This window comes from Marinoscillum sp., from assembly GCF_965229915.1.
Classification (GTDB): Bacteria; Bacteroidota; Bacteroidia; order Cytophagales; family Cyclobacteriaceae; genus Marinoscillum.
Window position 1 is genome coordinate 4,752,489 of sequence record NZ_CBDDJZ010000001.1, and the last position, 21,888, is coordinate 4,774,376.

Sequence of the window (21,888 nt, forward strand, 5' to 3'; positions counted from 1 at the left end):
AAAGGTGCGATGCTGTCCGTAAAAACGACGTTCTGAAGAGGTGAATACGACAAACGACTTTCATAAGTGGATCTAGAGCAAGCAATCAAACTCATACAATTTAAGACCGTAAACCCAATACAGCATTGGGCTGACCTGGGATGTGGTGCGGGTACTTTTACCTATGCGCTGGCTACCTTGCTTCGACCTGGGAGTACGATTTACGCAGTAGATCGTGAGATCCACCTCATGACCAATCCATATGATGAGGTGACTATCTCATTTATTGAAATGGATTTTGTCAATAATCTACATCGATTGCCAGATCTACATGGAATACTAATGGCCAATTCTTTGCATTTCGTTGAAAGTAAAAAGTCCTTCTTGCAGTCGGTAAAAAAGAAGTTGGTACTAGGTGACCCACGTTTACTGGTAGTGGAATATGAGACGAATCAGTCAAATCCCTGGGTACCATATCCCATCAGGTTTAAAGAGCTGAAGGCACTAATGACCGAAATAGGCGCAAAAGAGGTGCATCGTATAGGTGAAGTACCTTCCAGATACCATGGTACGATGTATGCTGCTATGGTTCGGTTTTAACTCACCAGTTCGATCCGTATTCCTACACCGAGCATTTTTTCACCATTGACCCACAAGGCTTTGCACGAGATGTCGGTCTGATTGACTATGGCGGGCTTTACTTTTTCTGCCAGTTCAGCTTTCAAAAAACCAATCTGCCGTCTGTTTTTGGACAATACTTTGATGGCATTTTCGTCAAACTCATTTTCTGGGTCCAGTTCCAGGTACAATGGGTCATCTTCCTGCACCTCCTGAGCGATGATGTCTTGTCGCAGGGTACCATCAGCATTGGCGTGCGAAACACCTACTACTTTGGACTCGTAGACAAATGCTGACGGTATGCGAATGATTTTAGCCATTTTCGTCTTTTTTCAGCTTGAGATGAAGAGGTGAGATCTCATCTCCCCAGTAGATGGTTCTGTGTGGGAAAGGGATCTCAATGCCACTTTGATCGAATGCAATCTTCAGCCTTTTGTTAAACTCACGACCAACCACCCATTGCTGGATAGGGTAGGTTTTGATACGTGCTTTGATGACCACCGCACTATCACCAAACTTGTCGAGCCCGAAGATCTCAATGGGTTCCAGTATTTTCTCCTCAAACTCTTCATCGGCTTGCAGCTTACTTCCTACATCTTTGATGATTTCGATCACACGATCTACATTTTCTTTGTAGGCCACCCCAATGTCAAATACCATAGCGGACCAGTCTTTGGTCATATTAGCCAGAGTGTTGATTTTGCCGGTTTGGAAAGTGTGTACTACTCCGGACAGGTCCCGCAAAGTGACCGTTCTTAAGTTGATGCCTTCTACCAACCCGCCAGTACCGTTGATCTGTACCACATCACCTGTTCGTATGCGGTTTTCTAGCAAGAGAAAGAACCCTGATATACCATCTCGTACCAACTCCTGCGCACCAAAGCCTACCGCCAGACCGACTATACCTGCACCGGCTAGAATTGGTGCTATGTCCATACCCAATTGCTTGAGGAAAATCAGTATAAATACCGCCCATAGGGCAATGATGATTGTTCCCCTGGTGATGTTGATTAAAGTGGTTGCTCTTTTCTCTTTCTCTACCTGGTTCTCCTCGTCGCTGTGTACTGAAGCGATGATCACTTTTCTCAATCTGCGCAAGATCACTTTCATCAACCAAAGTGCCATAAAAAAGGTCAGGATGATCAATAGTAATCCAGGTACTGTTTCTATGGCCCAGTTGGTAGCTTTACTAAACAGTGTAGCGTAGAAATCCTCGTTGAATAATTCTTTCATAAGTACAAGTTAACTGACGATTTGATTAGTAATTATATAAAATCTTGAAAGGATGGTTTGAAGATTCATGTGCGTACACTGGATTTAGTTTAGGTTTTTCATAAATTTAGAATGAGTTAAATCCATATTTTATGAAAAAGACATTTTTTACTGGTTGTATTGTTGTGATACTATTTTTTGCCTCTAATGAGGCCTTGGCTCAACGCGAGGGACCCGAAAAGACTCGGGTGCTGCTGGTGGATGATTCCACTCAGGTGCTTTCATATCCAATGGACGTAATGGGTATCATTACGAACAAATGTTTGGGTTGTCATTCTCCCAATGCACGAGGAGATAAGTCTAAAGAGGCTTTGCAGTGGGTACTACTGCAGAATATGACCGGAGCTGATCTGGTGGCTAAGCTGGATGAGGTAGTGGAAGTGCTGGAAGAGGGAGAGATGCCCCCGGCTAAAATGATCGAGAAGTATCCTCAGATGAAGCTTAGTGAGGCAGAAGTTGCCTTGCTGAAAGAATGGGCTGAGAGTTCACTAAATTCGGCGATGGGTGAATAAGATAGTGACAATAATCGTGGGGGTACTGGTGCTGGTTCTGATCATTCTACAAGTGATGGGGCCTTCCAGGCCGGAAGTGCTGGAGGACACTCCTGATGACCTGCTGCTCACGGAGGAGATTCCAGATCAGATTGCGTTCACACTAAAGACAGCATGCTATGACTGTCACTCCATGAAAACGAAGTATCCCTGGTATGGTTATGTAGCTCCTATTTCCTGGTTTTTGATTGATCACATAGCCGAGGGGCGAGAAGAGCTGAACTTCTCCTACTGGCGGCAACTGACTAAACGTGAAAAATTACGTGCGCTAAAGGACATACAGGAAGAGGTAGAGGAAGGTGAGATGCCATTAGAGTCCTATGTAGTCGTGCATTCCGAAGCAGAACTAACAGACGATCAGCGCAAGGAGTTGGTAGCCTGGGCCAAAGGACTGGCCAACGAGGTATTGAAATAAAAAAGGAGGCGCTGACCTCCTTTTTTATTAATTCTCTTCCGGATCGTAATTGGGTGTGATCATGATGTGCGCTCGATGTGTACCCGGATCCATGATCCAAGGTGCTCCGGGCACTGGTGGTGCTTTGGGCAAACCGGTCGATTCGGGAGTGGCATATGGGATATAAACCACAAACCTGAGTTTTGTGTTGATCGGTTCATTAGTAGCATCCAGATCCCCTGAGAGCACATACAGCGTCGCCTTATCGGGCATTGGTAGTGTGCCATCACTTACTTCCTTTTCTCTTTGATCGAAAACTTCCTTAAATCCTAATCCAGCAGCTTTTAGCTCTCTGCCACGTTTCATGAATGGCTCCAGAGATTGGTGATATGCCGCTACACTAAAGCTTCCTTTGGTTGGGTCATCTGCCAGGCAAATCATGTCATTGGTGCCCTCTCGTAACACAGTGAGGTCGCCATTGGTGTCATACCCCAGGACTTTTGCACCATCTCGCAGGTCTTCTGCTAATGGTAATACGGCTGTTCTGATTTGCCATTCTGCACTTGGAATCTGAGCAGTAAGGTTGTTACTCAAACCAACAGCAATTAGTAGTGTAAGGATAATTCTCATAACGTTTTGGGCTTTTATCAATACTTAAATGTACTAAATGCCAGAAGGAATACAGGTACGAGCCTATTTTTTGCGAAAGCTTACGATAGCAAAGGCAATCCAAAATGCATAAAATAGTTTGTTTAAAAGTGTAAGGAATAGGTAAATAATCTTGCCAGAGTTACTGGTAGGTATCAGGATGCTATCACCAATTACTATGGTCCATGAACAAGTCATCAAACTATCCCAGAAGTTTGTGAGAAACACCTGAGTACTCATTGATTCAGCCATTGAAAGTGCAATGGCTGAAATGAGTATTAATAGCACCCACAGCAGTACCGCGTTCAACCAGAGTGGGAGGTTTTTGTTGGCTATGATCATCAATTAAAGATAGCGCATTTTATCTTATTTAAGTCCAAACAGTAACCTCACGTATTTGATCCTTCTGATGAGTTCATAGCTCAAAAAACAGCCTGCAAATGTGATTAATGTGAGCAGTACCAGTTGGAGCTCTGGCGCAATGGTAGTTTTGAACAACACCACTGACCCAAGACACAAAAAGATCATATGCAGGATGTAAATAGGGTAGGCTCCTTTACTCAAATAGTCAAGGACCTTTCCGGGCTTATCCAGGTAAAGTCGACCAAAAGAAAGTATGGAGAAGATCCATAGATTCGATTCGAGAGACATGAGTGGTCCTGGAGACTTGAGCTGGTAAGTAGTCAGTCTGAATACATACAGGCTAATCGCACCAATCAGAAAGAGGAATCTCCATTTGGTGAGCCTTTTCCAGAAAGGTTCGCCTGCCACAATGAAGAAATACCCAAATAGGAATGCTACCATACCAATGAAGAAGCCATGCCAGGTCTGGGCGTATAGTTCAAATATGGCTGGTTTTACCAGCAGGACTTCTCCGATCATAGCCAGGATGGTAACCAATAGACCCCATTCTGAGCTGAAAACCTTTTTTAATCCTTTTGAAAATTGGTTGTCCTGTGTCGACCAATACATAATCGGCCAAAGCAAGAGCACATAGGCGAAGATGTTGCCAAGAAACCATAGATGCCCTGCATGAGGTACATAGCTAAGTGGCAAGTCATAGTAGTATTGGAAAAAGTACAGGTGGATAGGGACAATTGCGATCATGCCAAATAGAAACGGCAATAGTATTCGTTTACCTCGTTCCAGCAGTAGTGCTTTGATCGTACGTTTTCTCAGTGCAAAGGCTACTCCCATACCAGACACGAAAAACAGGAATGGTATTCTCCAGATATTTAGTAGCGTCATGGCAGGCCAGATTCCCTGGAGGGGTTCATCACTCTGGATGAACCCGATCATCATACCCCATGGCTGAAAAGCAATTCCTATGTGGTATATCAGCAACAATCCGATTGCAATTACACGGAGCCAGTCTATGTCATATCTTCTTTCCATGATCTTACTGTAGTAAAGCGGCTACTTCAGGTCTCTTAGCTTCTATTTGTGCCAGATCCATTGAGAATCCCATAGGGCTGAGTTGTTTTTCCATCATCACATAGATGCCTTTCACATCTTCAAACGGACCTTGTATTGAGGCCAAAGGAGTCGCTCCATATTTATTGGTGATGGTCTTGTCAGCTCCATTGGCCAGCAGCAACTGGACGATCTCCTTTTCACAGAAGAAAGCAGCAGTGTGGAGAGCGGTTGATCCTTCATTATTTTTGAAGTTGACCTGCACACCTGCGTCCAGAAGAGCTTTGACGATATCTTCATTTCCAAATAATGAGGCTGTGATTAGCGGACTCGAACCACCAAATGGATCGGGTTCGTTAAGGTTAGAACCAGCGGCTATGTGCTGTTTTACTACTTCGAGATTTCCAGCTATTACCGCACCATGAATGTCTTGCTGTGGTTTCTGTGATTCGCTGGAGTTACTGGCACTCGGCTGACTGTTACAGCTGGTAAGAGTCCAGGTGAGAGTGGCTAATAGTACTGTTAATACACTGTTTTTAAATAATTGAGTTTTCATCAGTTTTAAAATTTTGGTTTTACTTTGTTTTAGTTGATACAAAGTTGAAAAACCCTGTTTAGGTGCAGTTAACAGCTATGCGGCGAAAAGCATCAAGTTTCAATCAGCATTATCAATTATGACTAATGAGTATAAATTATGACGCAAAAGCGTACATTTGATCAGAATTGAGCCTGAAGTTTACATGGAAAGTGAGTTTTTAAATCGTGTGAAAAAGACCACATTGGAGCATCTCTCCGATGAGCAATTTGGGGTATCTGAGTTGGCAGACGAGGTGGGGATGAGCCGATCAAATCTACTCCGCAAGATCAAGTCCGAAACGTCACTTTCCGCTAGTCAGTTTATTCGCAATATTCGCTTAGAGGAGTCTCGAGAATTTTTACAAAAAGGCGATCTGAACATTTCAGAGATTGCAAGGAAAGTGGGCTTTGGGAGTACTTCTTATTACATCAAGTGTTTTAGAGAAGCCTACGGTCATTCACCCGGATCTGCTCCCAATCAGGAACCGGTTGAGAAGTCCTCATCCAATTCTTTCCGATCCTGGATCCTGGTAGGTGTCGTCATTGTAGTGATAGGAGCCAGTTTGGTGCTGTGGCTGACTTCTCGGACAGCTGAACCATCCAGGCCTGCTGAGAAGAGCATAGCCGTGTTACCTTTTAAAAACGACAGTCCTGATTCTTCCAATATTTACCTGATCAATGGACTGATGGAAAACACGCTGAATAATCTGCAGAAGATCAAGAATCTTAGGGTGGTTAGTCGTACCTCAGTAGAGCCCTATAGAAACACAGCCAAAACTGTCCCAGAGATAGCACAGGAACTGCCAGTTAATTACCTGGTAGAAGGGAGTGGTCAAAAAGTAGGTAAACAGATTCAGCTGAACATTCAGCTAATCGAAACAGCCACTGATAAGCGGATCTGGTCACAGCAATACAACCGGGAGGTAGAGGATATTTTTCAGTTGCAACAGGAAGTAGCCAACAGCATCGTTTCGGAAATAAAAGTGATGATCACGCCGGAGGAACAGTTGAGAATAGAAGCGATACCTACTAAGAATCTGGAGGCGTATGACTTGTTCCTGAAAGGACGAGAAGAGATCAGTGTGCAAAGCACCGAGGGATTGGTACAGGGGATTTCTTACTTCAAACAGGCTGTGGAGTTGGATGAGGAGTTTGGTGTAGCTTACGCATATCTGGCTGTGTGTTATTACTACATGGACTACTTCAAAAAAGACAAAGAATATACTGATCAGATAAGTGATTTTTCGGATAAGGCTCTGCTTTATGCTTCAGAGTCACCTACCAGCATGATCGCGCGGGGTTTGTATAACATGCATTTGGAGCAGTATGACGAAGCAGAGAAGTATTTTTTAAAGGCTTATGAATTTGCACCGGGCTCTGCTGATATAGTCAATCGGCTGTCGGATTTCTACACGAGTTATCGTCCTAATACGGAAAAGTACCTGGAGTTTGCTCTTCGGGGCCTTAGACTCTCCACAAACACATCCGATTCGGTTACTACTAGCTATCTATACCTGCACCTTAGCAATGCACTGATCCAAACGGGATTTGTAGATGAAGCACTCAATGCCATCAATCAAAGTTTGGATTACTTTCCTGAGAATCCATATGCCTATTTAAGAGCTTACATCCTCTACGTTAAAAATCAGGACCTGATTCAAACACAGAACATACTGATCCATGAGTTTGAAAAGGATACTACAAGACTGGATATCCTGCAGGAAATAGGTAAGATCTACTATTATGATCATCAGTTTGATAAGGCGTATGAGGTTTATCATAGATTTGTCAATTTGCGACAAACATTAGGTCTCGATGTTTATCATTACGAGCATCTGAAAATTGGAGATTCCTTTATCAGAAATGGGCGTAAAGAGGAAGGACTAGCTCTGATCAAGAGCTTCAAAGAATACGCAGAGCAAGATAAGTCCAGGTACAAAGACGGAAATCTAGCCGCGTATTATGCTTACCACCAGCAACTTGATAGTTCACGCTTCTACATGGAGCGTTTCTCCAGTGTAGATAACTTTCCCTATTGGGTGCTGTTGTTCATTGAGAAAGATCCGGTCATGGCTCCAATAGTGAACAAAGTCTGGTTCCAACAAGTATTGCTCACCATGAAGAATCGGTTCTGGAAAAATCATGATCGAATAAAGAAGCAGCTCGAAAGGGAAAACCTACTCTAACACGTTTTCTATTCGCTATCTCTATTACTTCACGTTCGTTGTGAACAACATCTCACTTGACTGGTTTAAGTCATACAACCAGTGGCAAAATGTCATCTACCTTCAGCTAGATTAACACCGTTTATTCGGCTAAATTATATGAGCGAAGGTTGCGCTCACTTTGATAAGAATAACTTATTGACTGATAAATGCAATAAATTAATATTATTCTAAACTTGTAATAAACAACTTAAACTTGATCAAAAAATGGGAGATAATTCAAATCACAATGGTTCCGGCGACATTACTAAGTGTCCCTTCCTCAGTGGTCCACTAAAAGTGTCAGCAGGGCAAGGAACAACTAACCTGGACTGGTGGCCAAACATGTTAAAATTGGATATCCTGCGTCAGCATTCCAATCTGGCCAATCCAATGGATGAAGATTTCGATTATGCAGAAGAGTTTAAGTCATTGGATCTTGAAGCTGTCAAAAAGGACCTTCATGAGTTGATGACTGATTCTAAAGATTGGTGGCCTGCAGATTATGGTCACTATGGTCCATTTTTTATTAGAATGGCTTGGCATGCTGCAGGTACGTATCGTATGACTGATGGCCGTGGTGGTGGAGGTACAGGTGCTCAGCGCTTCCCCCCACTCAACAGTTGGCCTGATAACGCTAATCTGGACAAAGCAAGATTGCTGCTGTGGCCAATCAAACAAAAGTATGGGCGAAAATTGTCCTGGGCGGATCTATATATTCTGACAGGTAATGTGGCACTAGAATCCATGGGTTTCAAAACTTTTGGATTTGGTGGAGGTCGAGAGGACATCTATGAGTCAGAAAAAGATATTTATTGGGGCTCTGAAAATGAAATGCTTGGCGTAAACCGGTACACTGGTGAAAGAGAACTTGAAAATCCTCTTGCGGCATCACATATGGGACTTATCTACGTGAATCCGGAAGGTCCTGATGCCAATCCAGATCCAGCGGCTGCCGCTCACGATATTCGGGAGACATTTGGCCGAATGGCAATGAACGATTATGAGACTGTGGCGCTGATCGCTGGAGGTCACACTTTCGGTAAGACACACGGTGCGGTGAATGATGGTGAATACCTGGAAGCCGAGCCAGCGGGAGCACCTATCGAACAAATGGGTCTTGGCTGGAAAAGTAAGTACAAATCGGGTAAAGCTGGTGACACTTCTACTTCCGGTCTGGAAGGTGGATGGACGAGAACTCCCGCCAAATGGAGTCACGATTACCTGGAGTTCCTATTCAAATATGAGTGGGAGAAATACAAGGGACCAGGAGGTAAATGGCAGTGGAAAGCTGTGAATGCAGAAGAAGTAGTGCCTGATGCTCACGATCCAAATAAGAAGCATTTGCCATTTATGTTGACTACCGATATTTCCTTAAAGGTAGATCCGGCCTATGAGAAAATCTCAAGACATTTCCTCCAAAATCCGGATGAGTTTGCTGATGCATTTGCTAAGGCGTGGTTTAAGCTTACTCACAGGGATATGGGACCCAAAGCTAGATATCTGGGGCCTGAAGTGCCAAAAGATGACCTGCTATGGCAGGACCCAATCCCAGAAGTATCGCACCCGTTAGTTGATGATAAGGATATTGACAGCCTAAAATCCAAAATATTGGGTTCAGGTTTATCTGTTTCCGAATTGATAGCTACGGCTTGGGCTTCTGCTTCTACGTTTAGAGGGTCAGACATGCGTGGTGGTGCAAATGGTGCCAGAGTACGTTTAGAGCCTCAGGTAAACTGGGAAGTCAATAATCCTAAGCAACTGGGCAAAGTACTGGATCAATATGTGGCTATCCAGAAAGAATTCAATAGTGCCGGTGTAGGAGGAAAGCAAGTTTCTCTTGCAGACCTGATTGTTCTTGGTGGAGTGGCAGCAGTAGAGAAGGCTGCCAAAGATGCAGGGGTGAATATTAAAGTACCTTTCACACCTGGTAGAGCAGATGCAACTCAAGAGCAGACCGATGTAGCGTCATTTGAAGTAATGGAGCCGGCAGCTGACGGTTTCCGAAACTATAAGAACGACAAGCACATGGCGAAAGCTGAAGATCTGCTAGTGGACAAAGCACAATTGCTAACGCTCACAGCTCCTGAAATGGCTGTGTTAGTGGGAGGTATGCGTGTGCTCGAAGCAAACTGGGATGGTTCGAAACATGGTGTGCTCACCAAGAGTCCAGGAAAATTAACGAATGATTTCTTTGTGAATCTTTTGGATTATAACACTGAGTGGAAGGCGACATCCGATAATGCTGAGACGTTTGTAGGCAATGATCGAAGCACAGGTTCTACTAAATGGACCGCTACTCGTGCCGACTTGATCTTTGGTCACAATGCAGAGCTACGAGCTATCTCCGAAGTGTATGGCGGAGGCGATGCGCAGGAGAAATTCGTGAAAGATTTCGTGAAAGCATGGACTAAAGTGATGAACCTGGATCGGTTTGATCTGAAATAAGCGAGAATAGATTGTACCATAGTTTAAAGGTGACTTCATGAGGAGTCACCTTTTTTGTTATATTTTCTCTAGAAGAACAGGTTCATTGAATTGTGTGATGATCTGATTGAAATAGTACTTTATACGTGAGTACTCATTGGAGTTGTAAATCGCCTTCTTAAAGTTGTATGTTCCTTCTATTAGGAGCGTGTTACCATCTAAAGAGTATCGAAGGTTAATTTTTGCCAAGTCATTATCGATTTCTAATGGTTTAGGTATCTCAGAAACTCTATATCCATTAGGGATTTCCAGCTTGGTGTTGAATTGATCTTCCCATGGGTAGATGAAATCGACTGGATAGTTTCTTTTGTCTTTGGTTAATGAGTTTTTTGATATTGGTAAATTCAGAAATGGTTTGAAAATGATGCTTTCACCTAATTTTTCCGTTTCATATTCACTTGTTAAAAAGATCGAATACGGGCGAATATGATCATCATAATTCATAGTCCTTGATCTATTGACTTTACCCACGCGATCATCGTAAAAATCACTGATCGACTTTTCATCATCCTCAAAGTTGTTTTTTAGTCTTAATGATTGGTATTCCGTTGCTTGAATGGATAGCTGGACCAATAGGTCTTTAGTAATCGTGTCTACTGACAAGACCAGCGACTTGATCTCAGTAGATGATATGTTATTTTCCAATGAAATCCACTGTGGGCTTTCTGAATCCTTTACCATCAGTCCTTTTTCATTAAAACATCGCAGTGGCAGACGGTTGTAAGGTAGCATGTTTTCTGTGGCATCTGCCAATAACTGAAAATCACTATCTATCATAGCGATCACGTAATTGGTGTAATGATCAAATGGATAATCGTTGGCTATTTTCCCATGATTTCTTGTGCTCAAGATCACAGGATATGATCGAATACCTGCTTCTTCAAGCATGCCAAGAAGAAAAAGGTTTATGTCTGCTGCATTGCCTTTTTTATTCTTATAGAAATCCTTTGGTGACTGAGAAGCGTATTTAGAATTGAAACCATCCCATTCAAAATTATTCTTTACATAATCAATGATCAGCTTGGTGTTTTCCATTGGAGATTGACCAAGAGTGAGTTCCTCACTTAATATTTTCTTGGCAATGCGCGAGCTTCCTTTTTGATACTTACCAAAGCTCTCGTGTTTAATCAGTGATTCATTCAATGCTGGCCATGTAGAAATGATTTCGCGAGTTCCTCCTCTTGGGCTATGAAATTTAGACAGCTGAAAATCCATTTTGATGATATAATCATTGACAGATGTAATGAAGGATTCATCCTCAAAGGCAGGAACGTCTTTCATCACGTAGGTGTGGATATAATCTTGAAACTCAAACCCACCGGTATTTTGTCCATAAGCCCCAGAACTAGGCGTGCCCCAGGTTCTGTTCTTCTTTGAAATCTCTGAGTGCTGATAGTCGAATCTACTGATACCTTGAACTGAAAAAATGTACTCATAAAACGGAATCATACTTACCTGATATTCACTATAAATAGTTGGTATTCGATTCTGAAATGTCCAGTCCGGAAGGTTGAAGTGGAATGGGGTTTCTAGTTCATATTGCACTTCAAGAACAGAGCCATTTTGCACATCTGGAAAGACAAATTTCTTTCTGAACCAATTTTTACTGATTTGCTCCTCATAGATCATGGATGGGTCCACGACCTTTCGATGTATACGGCCGTTTTCTAAAGTATAAGTATAGGCGTCTATTGATTTGATTGTTTCTGTTCTTCCATAACCATCTACATAAAAAGGGATTTCGAATTCAGAATACTCACTAGCCGATTTGTCAAATATCTTGATACGCTTGTGCCTTCTAAATCTGATGTCGTATCCATTTTCTGTATCAAAAAAAATCGATTCTCCCTTATCATATAAGATAACGGCTTTGGCCTCAGGGTCTTTTTCGTAGGATTCCATAGTCATTTCCTCCATGGAAATATTTCCAAATACCAACTGGGTAGTCTGAGCTAATGCTGAGGGTAAGATGCTGAATAAGTAGAGACCGATTAGATAAATTCTCATTGAATAATGTATGCTATAGTTTTTTGAAAATTAATTACCTGATTAATGAAGGAGTGGAATGAGTGATAGTCTTTGATGTCAATTTCACCCGAATGAATCAGGAAATGTTCTTTGGTGGTATAAGAATTACCATTTTGCTCTACAGAAAATGAATACCTCCCGAAATCACTCTCAATCAGTGTCTCATCTGGTAGCTGGATTCGGTCAAAGCTAGTTGGATCCAATTCATACTTGCTCTCATTTATCCTATTGATGGGATAGCTAAACTGAACATTGAGCGTTCGTTTTTCTGGCCCTTCAAAATCAGGAATACTTACACGAATGGGGTTGATAACACGCATTTTACCAATATTTCTGGCCGTGTAAGAGGTTGTTCCAGATAGTTGTAATTTTAACTTTACACTGTCTCTGTGGAAATCTCTCAAGGTCCATTCAGCTGCTTTTAATTCTTTTAGATGACTTTCTACTTTAAGTTTTTCCAGCAGCTCTTCTTGTTTGATATTGGCCAGATAGTATCTAAAGTCTTCCATTTTATCACCCTGCCATTGAAAATCCACTGAGACACGAAATGAACGATCATCCATCTCCTCAAAAACATATTTATTGAATTCGAGGACATCTTCTGGATTAAGCTCTGGTGTTTTAAAAAGTTGACTTTTAGCACCATTCACAACCAGAGCTTGTCTGTTTTGAGTGAAGGTGCCTAGGTACCCAAAGGGTAGTGTGTTTGACGTATTTTCCAGCCAGATTGTGTCGTTTTCAAGAGGTATTTGCAATATTACATGATTGAATTGTTGGCTTGGATGAGATGTGATGATTGATTCAATACTTTTGCCAGCACGAATGTCTACATAATTGGAAGAGATACCCGCACTTTTGAGGAGAGCTTTCATATATGTGGTGAGGGCTTTACAGTCCCCATATTTGTTTTTGCATACATAAGAAGCAGGGTAACTTTGAAGTCCACCTACATCAATTGCCACGTTCACATAAGATGTTTCGTCCTGGAGGTGGTGATAAAGTGTTCTAATGATTTCTCTTTCATCCTCCATGCCACTGATCAGCTCGACAATCCTGTTCGATTCATATAAGGTGAGTTCATCTAACCCGCTATTTAGCTCTTCTACCCATTGACCATATGACGCCCAGCTATTAGACACTCCAGACACACCATAGATAAAGCTGTTTGGTACGATGGAAACGAGTGGGATCAGTTCTCTAAGTTGAGGTGAATAGATCTCTGTGGGTGGGGTAGAATAGTTTTGGTAAGACCAGGAAAATGACTTTGTATCCTCTGTTAATGACTCAGATCTCTTAAACCTTTCCGAGTTCTGATGAATGTTTATTTCATAGTCCTTTGGTGTGGTTAATTTCAGACTACTTTGAAGAGTGGTGACATTCGTTCTAACCAAAGGAGTCCACCAACAAGCATATACAAATTCAGTCTCTTCTAGGGTATAAGAGTAGGCAATTTGGTAAGGATAGGAATTCCAATACAGATCAAATTCACTAATCAGATCATCCTGGTAAAAGGTACTGTAGGATAGGTTGCTTCTGGTTTCAATTTCCTTCTTTTTAATTTTTCTAACTACGTTACCGGAGGCATCGATAATCTGCGCATAATGGATATCTAGTTTTTGATTTGGGCTGTGAGCTATTTCTACCTCTGAAAGCCAATTAGATTCTTTACTATTGATTTGAATCAAGTAGGTAACCTCTGTTGTTTTTTGTCCCTTTTCATCTATGATGACATGCGTATCGTAATTCAGTATCTGACCGAAAGATGGTAAGCCAACAAGGTTACCGATCATTAGAAGCAGTGCTAGTCGAATGTTAATCATTAAATCTATACTTGGAGGTTTTGGCGGCCTCATTCGGGCTAAAAGTAACTAAAAATTGTATATCACGATTCTATTTTTACAATTTGCTCTGGTTGGAGAAGTTTTGACCTATATTACCTCCATTACTACGTAAATTCAAAAATGACCAGTATAGGTTTACTTCCTCAACCAGTCGTTTTTAGAAAGCTCCTCACTCTTTTGCCCGCCAACAAACTCAAATGAGATGGACTTGAGGCCGTCATTATTGTTTGCAGGAATTAGGACATTGAAGTGGAGATGCTCAATATCTGTTTGACCGGTTTTGCCTGACAGTCCTATGGGTTGCCCGCGATTCACATAATCTCCTACGTTGACAAAGCTTCCGTCTTTGGTCAGATGTACAAACTGAGTAAATAAACCAGAATTGGGATCGTAAACTGTAAGGTAATTTCCAAAAGGTTTCCATTGATCTCCTTTGCCTCCGTACTCATACGCCTCAACAACACCGACTATAAAACCACTGGTAGCAGCACAAATCGTGTCATTTGTTTTGAGATTAAAATCAACGGCATACCGGGACCAACTTGAATTGTGAGTATAGTTGGAGTTGTTTCCCTGGATCACACGATATTCCTTTCCTTCAGTAAAGGGCAGGTCCACTGGAATGGGATTGGTTGCTTTTTTGAGACTCCCAAGACGAGAAGCAAATTGAATTTCACTCCGAACAGGGCTTGTTGTCTGGAAGTGTAGAAGCGTATCTGATACTCCTTCTAGCTCTACAGGATTGATTTTGTTGAATACGGCCTGTAGGTCCTTATCAGGTGTTTGTATCCATACCCTTAGAGGGCATTGGAGAGGATTGCCAAGCTCAATGGACAGGTGATCGTTATCCACCGCATAAGCATGCTGGTAGGTATACTGAGCATGATGCTTAGTGGGAAGCTGTACGGACTGGCAACCAACTAAAGTGACAAGAAATAACTGACAAATCAGGGATTTCATTGCTACTCATCTACTCCAGCTATAACATGGTCCACTTCTTTCATGAGTTTATCCAGAGCAGCCAGATATTGCTCCTGACTAAGATCCTCCTGGTTGGATAAGTTATCTATTTCATCAACCAGCTGTGATTCTATTGCCTGCTGAATGGAGTCCTCGGTTCTATCGGAGTTGTGGAGCATGAGCGCATTTTTAATGTGCAGTTGCGCATATTTTAGTGCGGAGCGGGATTCATCCAGCTTGTCTGAAGTGGAGTATTTTTGGGCTACTTCCAGCTCAGCACGGGCCAGGTTGCTCAAGGCATACTCAAATGCTTTCAAGAGCTCTGCAGAAGGTATGGAGTCACGAATAATTCGCTTATGCACAGCCTCCAGTTTTTGGATGGTTTGCTCCAATCGCTCGAAGCTTTTATCATCCACATCGGTTTCCAGTTTCCAAATGGCCTGAATGGCTTGCTCTATGCTATTAGCACTCTTATCATGACGCTGCTCGTCCTCATAGTCTTTTGCTTCCAGTAAATAGTCATCTGGTTTGGCAGCAGGACTATTGATGGTGGGATGTTGCTCCACACTAAGATCTTCCTGATGCCAGAAATATAACATGCTATAAAAACCACCAATGGCTAGAATGATGATGATGTATCTCTTTTTCATGTAGGGGCAATTTACGTCAAAAATCAACTTTTATGGTAAGGTTAAATGCCTTATTTGAGCACATGCTATGCTATATGAGTCTAACCAGTTTTTCGGAGTAAAATGTTCACTTTATTCGCCTATTACCCCTAGGTGAGTATTTTTAAAGTGGTCAGGATATTTTAGTCCATATCCGAATATTCTGTCCATACTCGCATGTCCGAAAAGGATGATGCCTATCAAGGCCACCCAGTCATTACCGATCCAATATCCCAAAAGAAGTACAATTACTGCCAGCCCTTTATGATGAAAAAGGTTATAGGTCAGCGCACCGATCCTGGCGCCAAAGGCATATCCGATCATGCCGATATCAGGCAAAAGGATAAATGCTGGAAAATACCACCAGGCAAAATCTAAACGGGTAAATAGATATATCGATAGCCCAAATAACGCGAGCTCTTCCAGTTTGAGAGTTGTTTTCATAATCTAAGGGTACCTTATCTTCGTGAAGATACAACAACATAGCAATCTGCAAGAATTGTTGCTTATCTCTTGATTATCTTGATTCTCGTTGATTCCTTTTGATTGGTCATAATTAAAAGGTATTGACCGCTTTTTAAGTTTTCTATATTGATAGAATAGTTTGAGTCTACTTTGAGCTCATGCATTACTCCCTGCATATCAACTATTCGAAGCCTGTAATCTTTAATGGAATGATTGAACAAAAGTCTATCTGAAGTAGGATTTGGGTATAGCACGTAACTACCGATTTCGCTTACTCCTAAAACTTCAAGAATCTCAAATTCAAAATTAGCCGTAACAGGTAGATAGAACTGGTTTCCTTCTTGAGTAGCCGATATTACCACAGTGCCACTACCTATTATGCTTGCAGTTGTTCCATTCAGCTCAATTGGACCACTAATGAGTTCCAAAGCCACCGCCTCTCCTGATGTTGCCGTAATAAGTATTTCGAAGGACCCTGTTTCATAAGGGATGTCTGATTGATTTTCAAAGCTTAGAATCTGTTCTTCCTTATTAATGAAGAGTGAGTAGGTTCTCTCAAATGGGAAGTAATACTTATTACCCGCTTGAGAAGCTTGAATGACTACTTCACCCGTACCAGTAATAGTGAAAACATTATTATCTAAAATAACGGGTCCACTGATCAGACTAATTTCAACAGGTAAATCCGAGTTGGAAGTTAAAGAGACGGTAAATGATTCATCACTCACTAAGTAATCTTGTATACCAGTAGTAGATATTTCTTGAGAGTCAAGCAGAACAAATTCAGTAGATGCGAAATCTGATGTTAGATAATTGATGATTTGGTTATTTGGTGCATCGGTATTGTACTCAAATACTGAAAGGTAATAATCAGTAAGTGTATTTAATCCTGAGATATTGAACTCCGAGCCATCTCCTTGGTAAACTACATAGTTGTTGTTGCCCAAATCAGAGCCGATTCCGAAATTCGCGTTGGAGGCATAAAACGTTCCATCAACAGGATAGGCATCTACTTCAGATTCTGCTTTGATGATCACAATTCTGCCTGAGTTTTCGAGTTCATTCATCGTGATGGTCATCACATCATCTTCCTGTGAAATATCCAGTATTTCAGTTGTAGAAGAAGATGGCTCCACGACGGTATTATTTCGCACGATGTGAATAAACTCACCGCTCATACTGATTCTAATAAAGTCTGTCAGTTCATCCGAATCAATGTCTTGAGCAATAACATGATTTTGACCATATGGCTCCAAACCAGGATAAGACAATTCTAACCCTTCCTCTTTATTGAGGATAAAACTACTGACCAGATTGTCGAATTCATTTAGAAATAGGTCAATATCCCCGTCATTGTCAAAATCATTACTGATGATATCGACGATTTTGTAATTTCCATTAACGGAAAATGTTTCTGACGGAGAGAATCCTTCTGATATGCTATTTCTACGAAAGATCTTTACCTCAAAAATGAAATTGGTTTCGTTTAAAGTAGCAACTATCAACTCTTTAACTCCATCACTATCCAGATCAATGACTTCCAAAGAGGTGGCAAATTGATCGTCCTCGAGGACCACTGATTCTGGAGAGTTGAATCCACCGGCTTGGTTATTCAAAAAAATCTTCACTTCAGGCGCATTGTAAATAGAGACAATTAGATCGTCCCAGTCATCTCCGTTGATGTCTTGAATCTGGATGTCTTCAATGATGGAGTTGAATACTAAATTAGGATTTATGACTGTTGAATAATACTCATCATAGTTGTCGTCATTCCTTAAAAAGGCTATGTTGTAATCAAAGGCTGTTATTATCTCAAGAGTCCCATCTTTGTTAAAATCATTGAAATAGACATGTTGGTCGCTGGTGAGGTACTTATAAGGAGACGGGGGATTAAACGAGCGATCTTGTAGATTCAAATGCTTCTCAGATCCAACAAAACTTCCACTGGCTGATTTGTAAGTTGATATTATATCTACATAACCATCATTGTTTATGTCAAGCAGGTACCCAGAATTGGTGAATTCATGAGATTCATATACTTCATACTCAGAATCAAATCCATCTCTATTGCCATAAAACACATAAATGCCACCATTCACACTAAAGATGACTAAATCCTTGAACCCGTCATTATCCAAATCTCCAAGTTGACAGCTATTATTGGATGCAGGAACCGGTCTTAATCCGACTGTAGTGTAAACTTCGTTACTAGAGATTTGAGGGTAAAGCGGGAGAAAAACAATTTGATTCAAATTTAAACCCATACCAATTATATCTGGAATGCCGTCGCTATTGAAATCCGCAAAGCGAGGGTTTTCAAATTTTGGTATTTCAAAACTGATTTCCTCGGGCTCTTGAAAAGTACCATCACCATTACTGGTCAATAGTTCTAGGCTCGATTGTTTACAGCTTATTAGGATGTCTTTTCGACCATCGCTATTATAGTCATAAGGAACTATCGCGTACATATTGTATGAATTGTAGGTGTGGGTTAACTCATATATTTCACCCTGATCCACATGAACTTCTAGGGAGTTCTCAGGACTGTAAAGGACGAGATCCTGAATCCCATCCATATTGAAATCAGCTACTCCAAAAGTGGTGTTGCCTGCAGGTACTGATTTGTCAAGAGAAAAGGTGAAATCCAAATTTTTAAGAAGGTGTATTCTTGAATTGTTGAGGTCTAAGAAGACAATATCTTCATCCTGGTCTCCCTCAATGTCTACAATTTGAAAATCAAAGACACTTCCGATTTCATCAATGCCTTCCGTGAGATTCGTGCTAGAGCTAAAGCTTCCATCACCATTTCCCTGTACAAAATATATTTCGAACGAATCATTAAAAACAATATCAATGTCACCGTCACCATCGAGATCATTTAGGTGAACATAACGCGAATTAATCTCTGATAGCGTCCTTGAATGTTCTATGCCATCTGAAGTCCCTTCAAAGATCAAAATCTCACTATTGGTATTGATTACAAAGTCTGACTGTTCATCATTGTTGAGATCCATGGTATTAGAAAAACCAATGAGGCGTTGCTCGTGAGAATAAACAAGAAGCTCCTCTCCAAATCCATTATTCGTTCTGAGTAAAACGTATAGCTCGTTGTTCTGCAGATGCAGCAGGTCGTTGATGCCGTCTTTGTTATAGTCGTAACTGAGCGCGTAATCACTAAAATAGTTGTTTTGAGAATCTCCTGTGTAAAATGGATCTTCTTGGTTGAACGAAAGCTGCGCTGTGGTGATCAGTGCAGTACATGTTGAGATGAGTAGAAATAGTGCTTTTTTCATTATGAGCGTTAGGTGTTAAAGCAGCTAATATATCTCCGTTTTGTTATTTCAATACTTTTTATTGACAGAAATTTCTCAACATTTTTTTCTGCTTTAATTGGTAGAATATGAGCATCCAACTGTTTAGATAATCTCAGTAATATTAGGTTCTAATAAACCGCATCGTTTTGTCCTTTTATTTCATTTTGTAAGGAATTGACTAAAACACTTTGGGATCGTAATACATGTTTTTTGTTAGCAAATTGATTCTTAGGTGGATATTAGAATACTCACGTTTTTTTTGTAGAAACTCATCTCCTTTTCCAATGAAAATCGCTGTAAACCAAGTCTTCAATGAAAGTGAAATAGCTGCAAATTAGACAATTGCTAGATGCTTAGAGAGTTATTCGCTTACACCAGTGTTAATGAACTGACTGTTTTTTGATTCTCTGGCTAAAAAATCCTTCTCATGCTTTCGAAGTTCCAGTACTTCCAGTTTCATCTCCAGAAAGTGTTTTTGTAGATTCTCGTATGTGAGGATTTTGATGATTGTGAAATAGGTCCAAATCCCGAAGATTAGTGATAACCCGTATGGAATCAGGAATTTACCTGTTAGTCCTCTGAAAATACTCATAATGTCTTGCTGATAGGATGCTAAGTTTATGAGATGTAGTCGTATTCAAAGGCCATCCAATGTTATGATTGAATTAAATTAGATGAATTGATGACATTCGTCGGTTAAGAAAAAATTTGATTGAGATGGTGTTGTAAATGGTCAAAGTAATCCTCTGCGAGGTATTGGTAGGTGTACTTTTCACCATCAATGATCACTGGTTTATCACTGTGCTGGTCAAGTGACTGATCCAGTACATTGAGCAGCGAAAGATTCAGTGCATACCAGAGTTGGAGGGTTTCTTCCCATGATTGATTTTGATAGCCACGCACCGCCACCCACATCTCCTGGTCATACTTCTCTATGACGTAAGGTTCACTTGATTGCTGGAGATGCATGAATCGATAGTAATTATTAATGCAGGAATCACACAGATGACCTAGGATCTCCTTTTTACTCCATTTGTTGCTATTCAGTTTGAGGCTGACTTTCGATTCATCCAGCTTTTTCAGGTGATCATAAGCGTCATTAACCAGGGTGAAATATGCAATCATAAGAGGTCAGTTAGCGTAAATACCCCACACGAAGAAGGGTAGGAAAAGTTACAACTTTTGAGCCTTGCCAGTAGTGTAATAGCTTGGATTTTAAATCAGCTAGTCTACTAATTTTTTCTTCTTTGGACATTTTGCGAAAAGCAGACCAGGTCTGGAGGTACGCCATGCAGTGCTCAATAGACCATTCCGTACGGTATGAGAAAGCCGGTGTTGATAGTTCCTCGAAAGGAAAAGGAATGGACTGATAGTCGAGATCAATGTGTTTGCGCTCTGGTTCCCAAAAAGGCCCGAGTTGTGTATAAAACCGATCTATTGCTTCATCAATGAAGGGCTCAACTCTCAACAGCCCATAACCGGTAAGTACCACCAGGCCGCTTCGCTTTAAGACTCGCCGTACCTCATTATAGTAGGTGTCAAAATCAAACCAGTGCGCGGCTTGTGCTGCGATAACCATGTGGAAGGATTGATTCGGAAAATTGGTGTGTTCTGCACGCTGTTTGGTGTAGTGCACATTGGCATAGGTAGGAGCCATGTCCAATTGTGGCTGACTGATATCAGTAGCATGTATGAAATGGAAGTGAGGAGCAAGGAGCCGAGTCATTTGGCCACTGCCAGCGCCACATTCCCAGATGATAGCCGACTCTGGAACCAGCGTCCGGATATAGTTTATCAAATCAGTAGGATAAGACGGACGAAAGCTTGCATAATCTGAGGAGTCTTCTGAAAACAGGTCTTTCATTTGGCTTGTCTTCTCATGAAAAATAGCGTTCTATCTTCTGTTTGCTGCCATTCGTGATACACCTCAAATCCATAACGCTCGTAAACACGTCTATTTTTTTGGACGGAGGTTTCCAGATAAATCGGTAATTTCTTTTTTTCAGATAAGTCGAAAATTGCTTGTTTCAGCTCAAAAGCAGATCGTTTCTGTCTGCCAGCTTCTGAAGCACCGAAAAACCAGAAATACAGAAACGAGCCATCTTGCGGGCGGTACTTTTTGATGTATTGTTCTCGTTTCATAACCGAGGCTACATTCCTTAATCCTACGCAGTAGATCACTAAAAGTGCCTGATTCCAAAGATCCCTGAGACCTTCTTTTTTCAATCCATAAAAATAGCAGATGGCTACAGCCTTTCGGTCAGTTGATAGCCATACTCCCTCACGGACGATCGCTGTATCAAATGCGTATCGAGCAAGGGCTCGCAGACTTCCTGGTTTTCGTGGGTTGATCACTGAGACGACACTTGGGTTATCAGCAAATGACTCTTCGATGATCTTGACAACATGTGCCCGGTCTTCACGTTGTGCTAGGTGAACCATGTATGAAAATTGCTTCGTTTTCCGAATA

The 21,888-nt window shown here is 41.4% G+C and carries 21 protein-coding genes; 5 read left to right on the forward strand and 16 right to left on the reverse strand.

Features of this window, described 5'->3' with window-relative positions:
- Nucleotides 1–66 precede the first annotated feature (66 nt).
- On the forward strand, nt 67–579 hold the full coding sequence (locus ACO067_RS20285) for a class I SAM-dependent methyltransferase (RefSeq protein ID WP_421877598.1): 513 nt from the start codon (nt 67–69) through the stop codon (nt 577–579).
- Here ACO067_RS20285 and ACO067_RS20290 read toward each other — a convergent pair.
- Nucleotides 576–917 carry an HIRAN domain-containing protein gene (locus ACO067_RS20290; protein ID WP_421877600.1) on the reverse strand — a complete coding sequence of 114 codons (342 nt, stop codon included), beginning with the start codon at nt 915–917 and terminating at the stop codon, nt 576–578. The two genes, ACO067_RS20285 and ACO067_RS20290, sit on opposite strands and share 4 nt — an antisense overlap.
- Entirely contained in the window at nt 910–1,830 is a 921-nt protein-coding gene (locus ACO067_RS20295; protein WP_421877602.1) for a mechanosensitive ion channel family protein, read from the reverse strand. Before ACO067_RS20295 ends, ACO067_RS20290 begins: the two co-directional genes overlap by 8 nt.
- 131 nt (nt 1,831–1,961) lie before the next feature.
- On the opposite strand from ACO067_RS20295, the gene ACO067_RS20300 reads away from it, so the two are divergent.
- Both ACO067_RS20300 and ACO067_RS20305 read left to right on the forward strand, forming a co-directional pair.
- Nucleotides 1,962–2,381, forward strand: coding sequence for a heme-binding domain-containing protein (locus ACO067_RS20300; RefSeq protein WP_421877604.1), 420 nt, complete (start codon nt 1,962–1,964; stop codon nt 2,379–2,381).
- Nucleotides 2,374–2,835: a heme-binding domain-containing protein gene (locus ACO067_RS20305; RefSeq protein WP_421877606.1), complete on the forward strand. Its 462-nt coding sequence runs from the start codon at nt 2,374–2,376 to the stop codon at nt 2,833–2,835. Before ACO067_RS20300 ends, ACO067_RS20305 begins: the two co-directional genes overlap by 8 nt.
- Before the next feature lie 27 nt (nt 2,836–2,862).
- Here the strand turns inward: ACO067_RS20305 and ACO067_RS20310 are convergent, their stop codons facing one another.
- From ACO067_RS20310 to ACO067_RS20325, 4 genes are all read right to left on the reverse strand, one after another.
- Nucleotides 2,863–3,444 (reverse strand): hypothetical protein, encoded by a 582-nt coding sequence (locus ACO067_RS20310; protein WP_421877608.1) that lies wholly within the window; start codon nt 3,442–3,444, stop codon nt 2,863–2,865.
- Between the two features lie 63 nt (nt 3,445–3,507).
- Nucleotides 3,508–3,804, reverse strand: a complete 297-nt coding sequence (locus tag ACO067_RS20315) for a hypothetical protein (RefSeq protein ID WP_421877610.1) — start codon at nt 3,802–3,804, stop codon at nt 3,508–3,510.
- 24 nt (nt 3,805–3,828) lie between these two features.
- Nucleotides 3,829–4,857 (reverse strand): acyltransferase family protein, encoded by a 1,029-nt coding sequence (locus ACO067_RS20320; protein WP_421877612.1) that lies wholly within the window; start codon nt 4,855–4,857, stop codon nt 3,829–3,831.
- 4 nt (nt 4,858–4,861) lie between these two features.
- A complete protein-coding gene (locus tag ACO067_RS20325) occupies nt 4,862–5,431 on the reverse strand; it encodes an ankyrin repeat domain-containing protein (RefSeq protein WP_421877614.1) in 570 nt (189 codons plus the stop codon).
- 157 nt (nt 5,432–5,588) lie between these two features.
- Between ACO067_RS20325 and ACO067_RS20330 the strand changes: the two genes are divergently transcribed.
- On the forward strand, nt 5,589–7,637 hold the full coding sequence (locus tag ACO067_RS20330; RefSeq protein WP_421877616.1) for a helix-turn-helix domain-containing protein: 2,049 nt from the start codon (nt 5,589–5,591) through the stop codon (nt 7,635–7,637).
- Between the two features lie 246 nt (nt 7,638–7,883).
- On the forward strand, nt 7,884–10,103 hold the full coding sequence (gene katG, locus ACO067_RS20335) for a catalase/peroxidase HPI (RefSeq protein ID WP_421877618.1): 2,220 nt from the start codon (nt 7,884–7,886) through the stop codon (nt 10,101–10,103).
- A 57-nt stretch (nt 10,104–10,160) separates the two neighbouring features.
- Here katG and ACO067_RS20340 read toward each other — a convergent pair whose 3' ends face one another.
- The 10 genes from ACO067_RS20340 to ACO067_RS20385 all read right to left on the reverse strand — a co-directional run bounded on the left by ACO067_RS20340 (nt 10,161) and on the right by ACO067_RS20385 (nt 21,860).
- Nucleotides 10,161–12,149, reverse strand: a complete 1,989-nt coding sequence (locus ACO067_RS20340) for a DUF3857 domain-containing protein (RefSeq protein ID WP_421877620.1) — start codon at nt 12,147–12,149, stop codon at nt 10,161–10,163.
- Nucleotides 12,146–13,990 (reverse strand): DUF3857 domain-containing protein, encoded by a 1,845-nt coding sequence (locus ACO067_RS20345; RefSeq protein WP_421877622.1) that lies wholly within the window; start codon nt 13,988–13,990, stop codon nt 12,146–12,148. The genes ACO067_RS20340 and ACO067_RS20345 overlap by 4 nt, the downstream gene beginning before the upstream one ends.
- Before the next feature lie 156 nt (nt 13,991–14,146).
- Nucleotides 14,147–14,971, reverse strand: coding sequence for a M23 family metallopeptidase (locus ACO067_RS20350; protein ID WP_421877624.1), 825 nt, complete (start codon nt 14,969–14,971; stop codon nt 14,147–14,149).
- A 2-nt stretch (nt 14,972–14,973) separates the two neighbouring features.
- Entirely contained in the window at nt 14,974–15,621 is a 648-nt protein-coding gene (locus ACO067_RS20355) for a hypothetical protein (protein ID WP_421877626.1), read from the reverse strand.
- A gap of 111 nt (nt 15,622–15,732) precedes the next feature.
- Nucleotides 15,733–16,083: a DUF4260 domain-containing protein gene (locus ACO067_RS20360; protein ID WP_421877628.1), complete on the reverse strand. Its 351-nt coding sequence runs from the start codon at nt 16,081–16,083 to the stop codon at nt 15,733–15,735.
- A gap of 62 nt (nt 16,084–16,145) precedes the next feature.
- Nucleotides 16,146–19,397, reverse strand: coding sequence for a T9SS type A sorting domain-containing protein (locus ACO067_RS20365; RefSeq protein WP_421877630.1), 3,252 nt, complete (start codon nt 19,395–19,397; stop codon nt 16,146–16,148).
- 382 nt (nt 19,398–19,779) lie between these two features.
- On the reverse strand, nt 19,780–20,010 hold the full coding sequence (locus ACO067_RS20370) for a hypothetical protein (protein ID WP_421877632.1): 231 nt from the start codon (nt 20,008–20,010) through the stop codon (nt 19,780–19,782).
- A gap of 104 nt (nt 20,011–20,114) precedes the next feature.
- A complete protein-coding gene (locus ACO067_RS20375; protein ID WP_421877634.1) occupies nt 20,115–20,543 on the reverse strand; it encodes a DinB family protein in 429 nt (142 codons plus the stop codon).
- A gap of 10 nt (nt 20,544–20,553) precedes the next feature.
- Nucleotides 20,554–21,282: a class I SAM-dependent methyltransferase gene (locus ACO067_RS20380; protein ID WP_421877636.1), complete on the reverse strand. Its 729-nt coding sequence runs from the start codon at nt 21,280–21,282 to the stop codon at nt 20,554–20,556.
- Entirely contained in the window at nt 21,279–21,860 is a 582-nt protein-coding gene (locus ACO067_RS20385) for a hypothetical protein (protein WP_421877638.1), read from the reverse strand. Before ACO067_RS20385 ends, ACO067_RS20380 begins: the two co-directional genes overlap by 4 nt.
- Nucleotides 21,861–21,888 lie beyond the last annotated feature (28 nt).

Bases quoted from the DNA above. Each gene is read 5' to 3' on its own strand.
- ACO067_RS20315 (WP_421877610.1), bottom strand. From the start codon at position 3,804: ATGATCATAGCCAACAAAAACCTCCCACTCTGGTTGAACGCGGTACTG.
- ACO067_RS20310 (WP_421877608.1), bottom strand. From the start codon at position 3,444: ATGAGAATTATCCTTACACTACTAATTGCTGTTGGTTTGAGTAACAAC.
- ACO067_RS20360 (WP_421877628.1), bottom strand. From the start codon at position 16,083: ATGAAAACAACTCTCAAACTGGAAGAGCTCGCGTTATTTGGGCTATCG.
- ACO067_RS20345 (WP_421877622.1), bottom strand. From the start codon at position 13,990: ATGATTAACATTCGACTAGCACTGCTTCTAATGATCGGTAACCTTGTT.
- ACO067_RS20340 (WP_421877620.1), bottom strand. From the start codon at position 12,149: ATGAGAATTTATCTAATCGGTCTCTACTTATTCAGCATCTTACCCTCA.
- ACO067_RS20380 (WP_421877636.1), bottom strand. From the start codon at position 21,282: ATGAAAGACCTGTTTTCAGAAGACTCCTCAGATTATGCAAGCTTTCGT.
- ACO067_RS20375 (WP_421877634.1), bottom strand. From the start codon at position 20,543: ATGATTGCATATTTCACCCTGGTTAATGACGCTTATGATCACCTGAAA.
- ACO067_RS20295 (WP_421877602.1), bottom strand. From the start codon at position 1,830: ATGAAAGAATTATTCAACGAGGATTTCTACGCTACACTGTTTAGTAAA.
- ACO067_RS20365 (WP_421877630.1), bottom strand. From the start codon at position 19,397: ATGAAAAAAGCACTATTTCTACTCATCTCAACATGTACTGCACTGATC.
- ACO067_RS20385 (WP_421877638.1), bottom strand. From the start codon at position 21,860: ATGGTTCACCTAGCACAACGTGAAGACCGGGCACATGTTGTCAAGATC.
- ACO067_RS20350 (WP_421877624.1), bottom strand. From the start codon at position 14,971: ATGAAATCCCTGATTTGTCAGTTATTTCTTGTCACTTTAGTTGGTTGC.
- ACO067_RS20355 (WP_421877626.1), bottom strand. From the start codon at position 15,621: ATGAAAAAGAGATACATCATCATCATTCTAGCCATTGGTGGTTTTTAT.
- ACO067_RS20320 (WP_421877612.1), bottom strand. From the start codon at position 4,857: ATGGAAAGAAGATATGACATAGACTGGCTCCGTGTAATTGCAATCGGA.
- ACO067_RS20300 (WP_421877604.1), top strand. From the start codon at position 1,962: ATGAAAAAGACATTTTTTACTGGTTGTATTGTTGTGATACTATTTTTT.
- ACO067_RS20290 (WP_421877600.1), bottom strand. From the start codon at position 917: ATGGCTAAAATCATTCGCATACCGTCAGCATTTGTCTACGAGTCCAAA.
- ACO067_RS20325 (WP_421877614.1), bottom strand. From the start codon at position 5,431: ATGAAAACTCAATTATTTAAAAACAGTGTATTAACAGTACTATTAGCC.
- ACO067_RS20370 (WP_421877632.1), bottom strand. From the start codon at position 20,010: ATGAGTATTTTCAGAGGACTAACAGGTAAATTCCTGATTCCATACGGG.
- katG (WP_421877618.1), top strand. From the start codon at position 7,884: ATGGGAGATAATTCAAATCACAATGGTTCCGGCGACATTACTAAGTGT.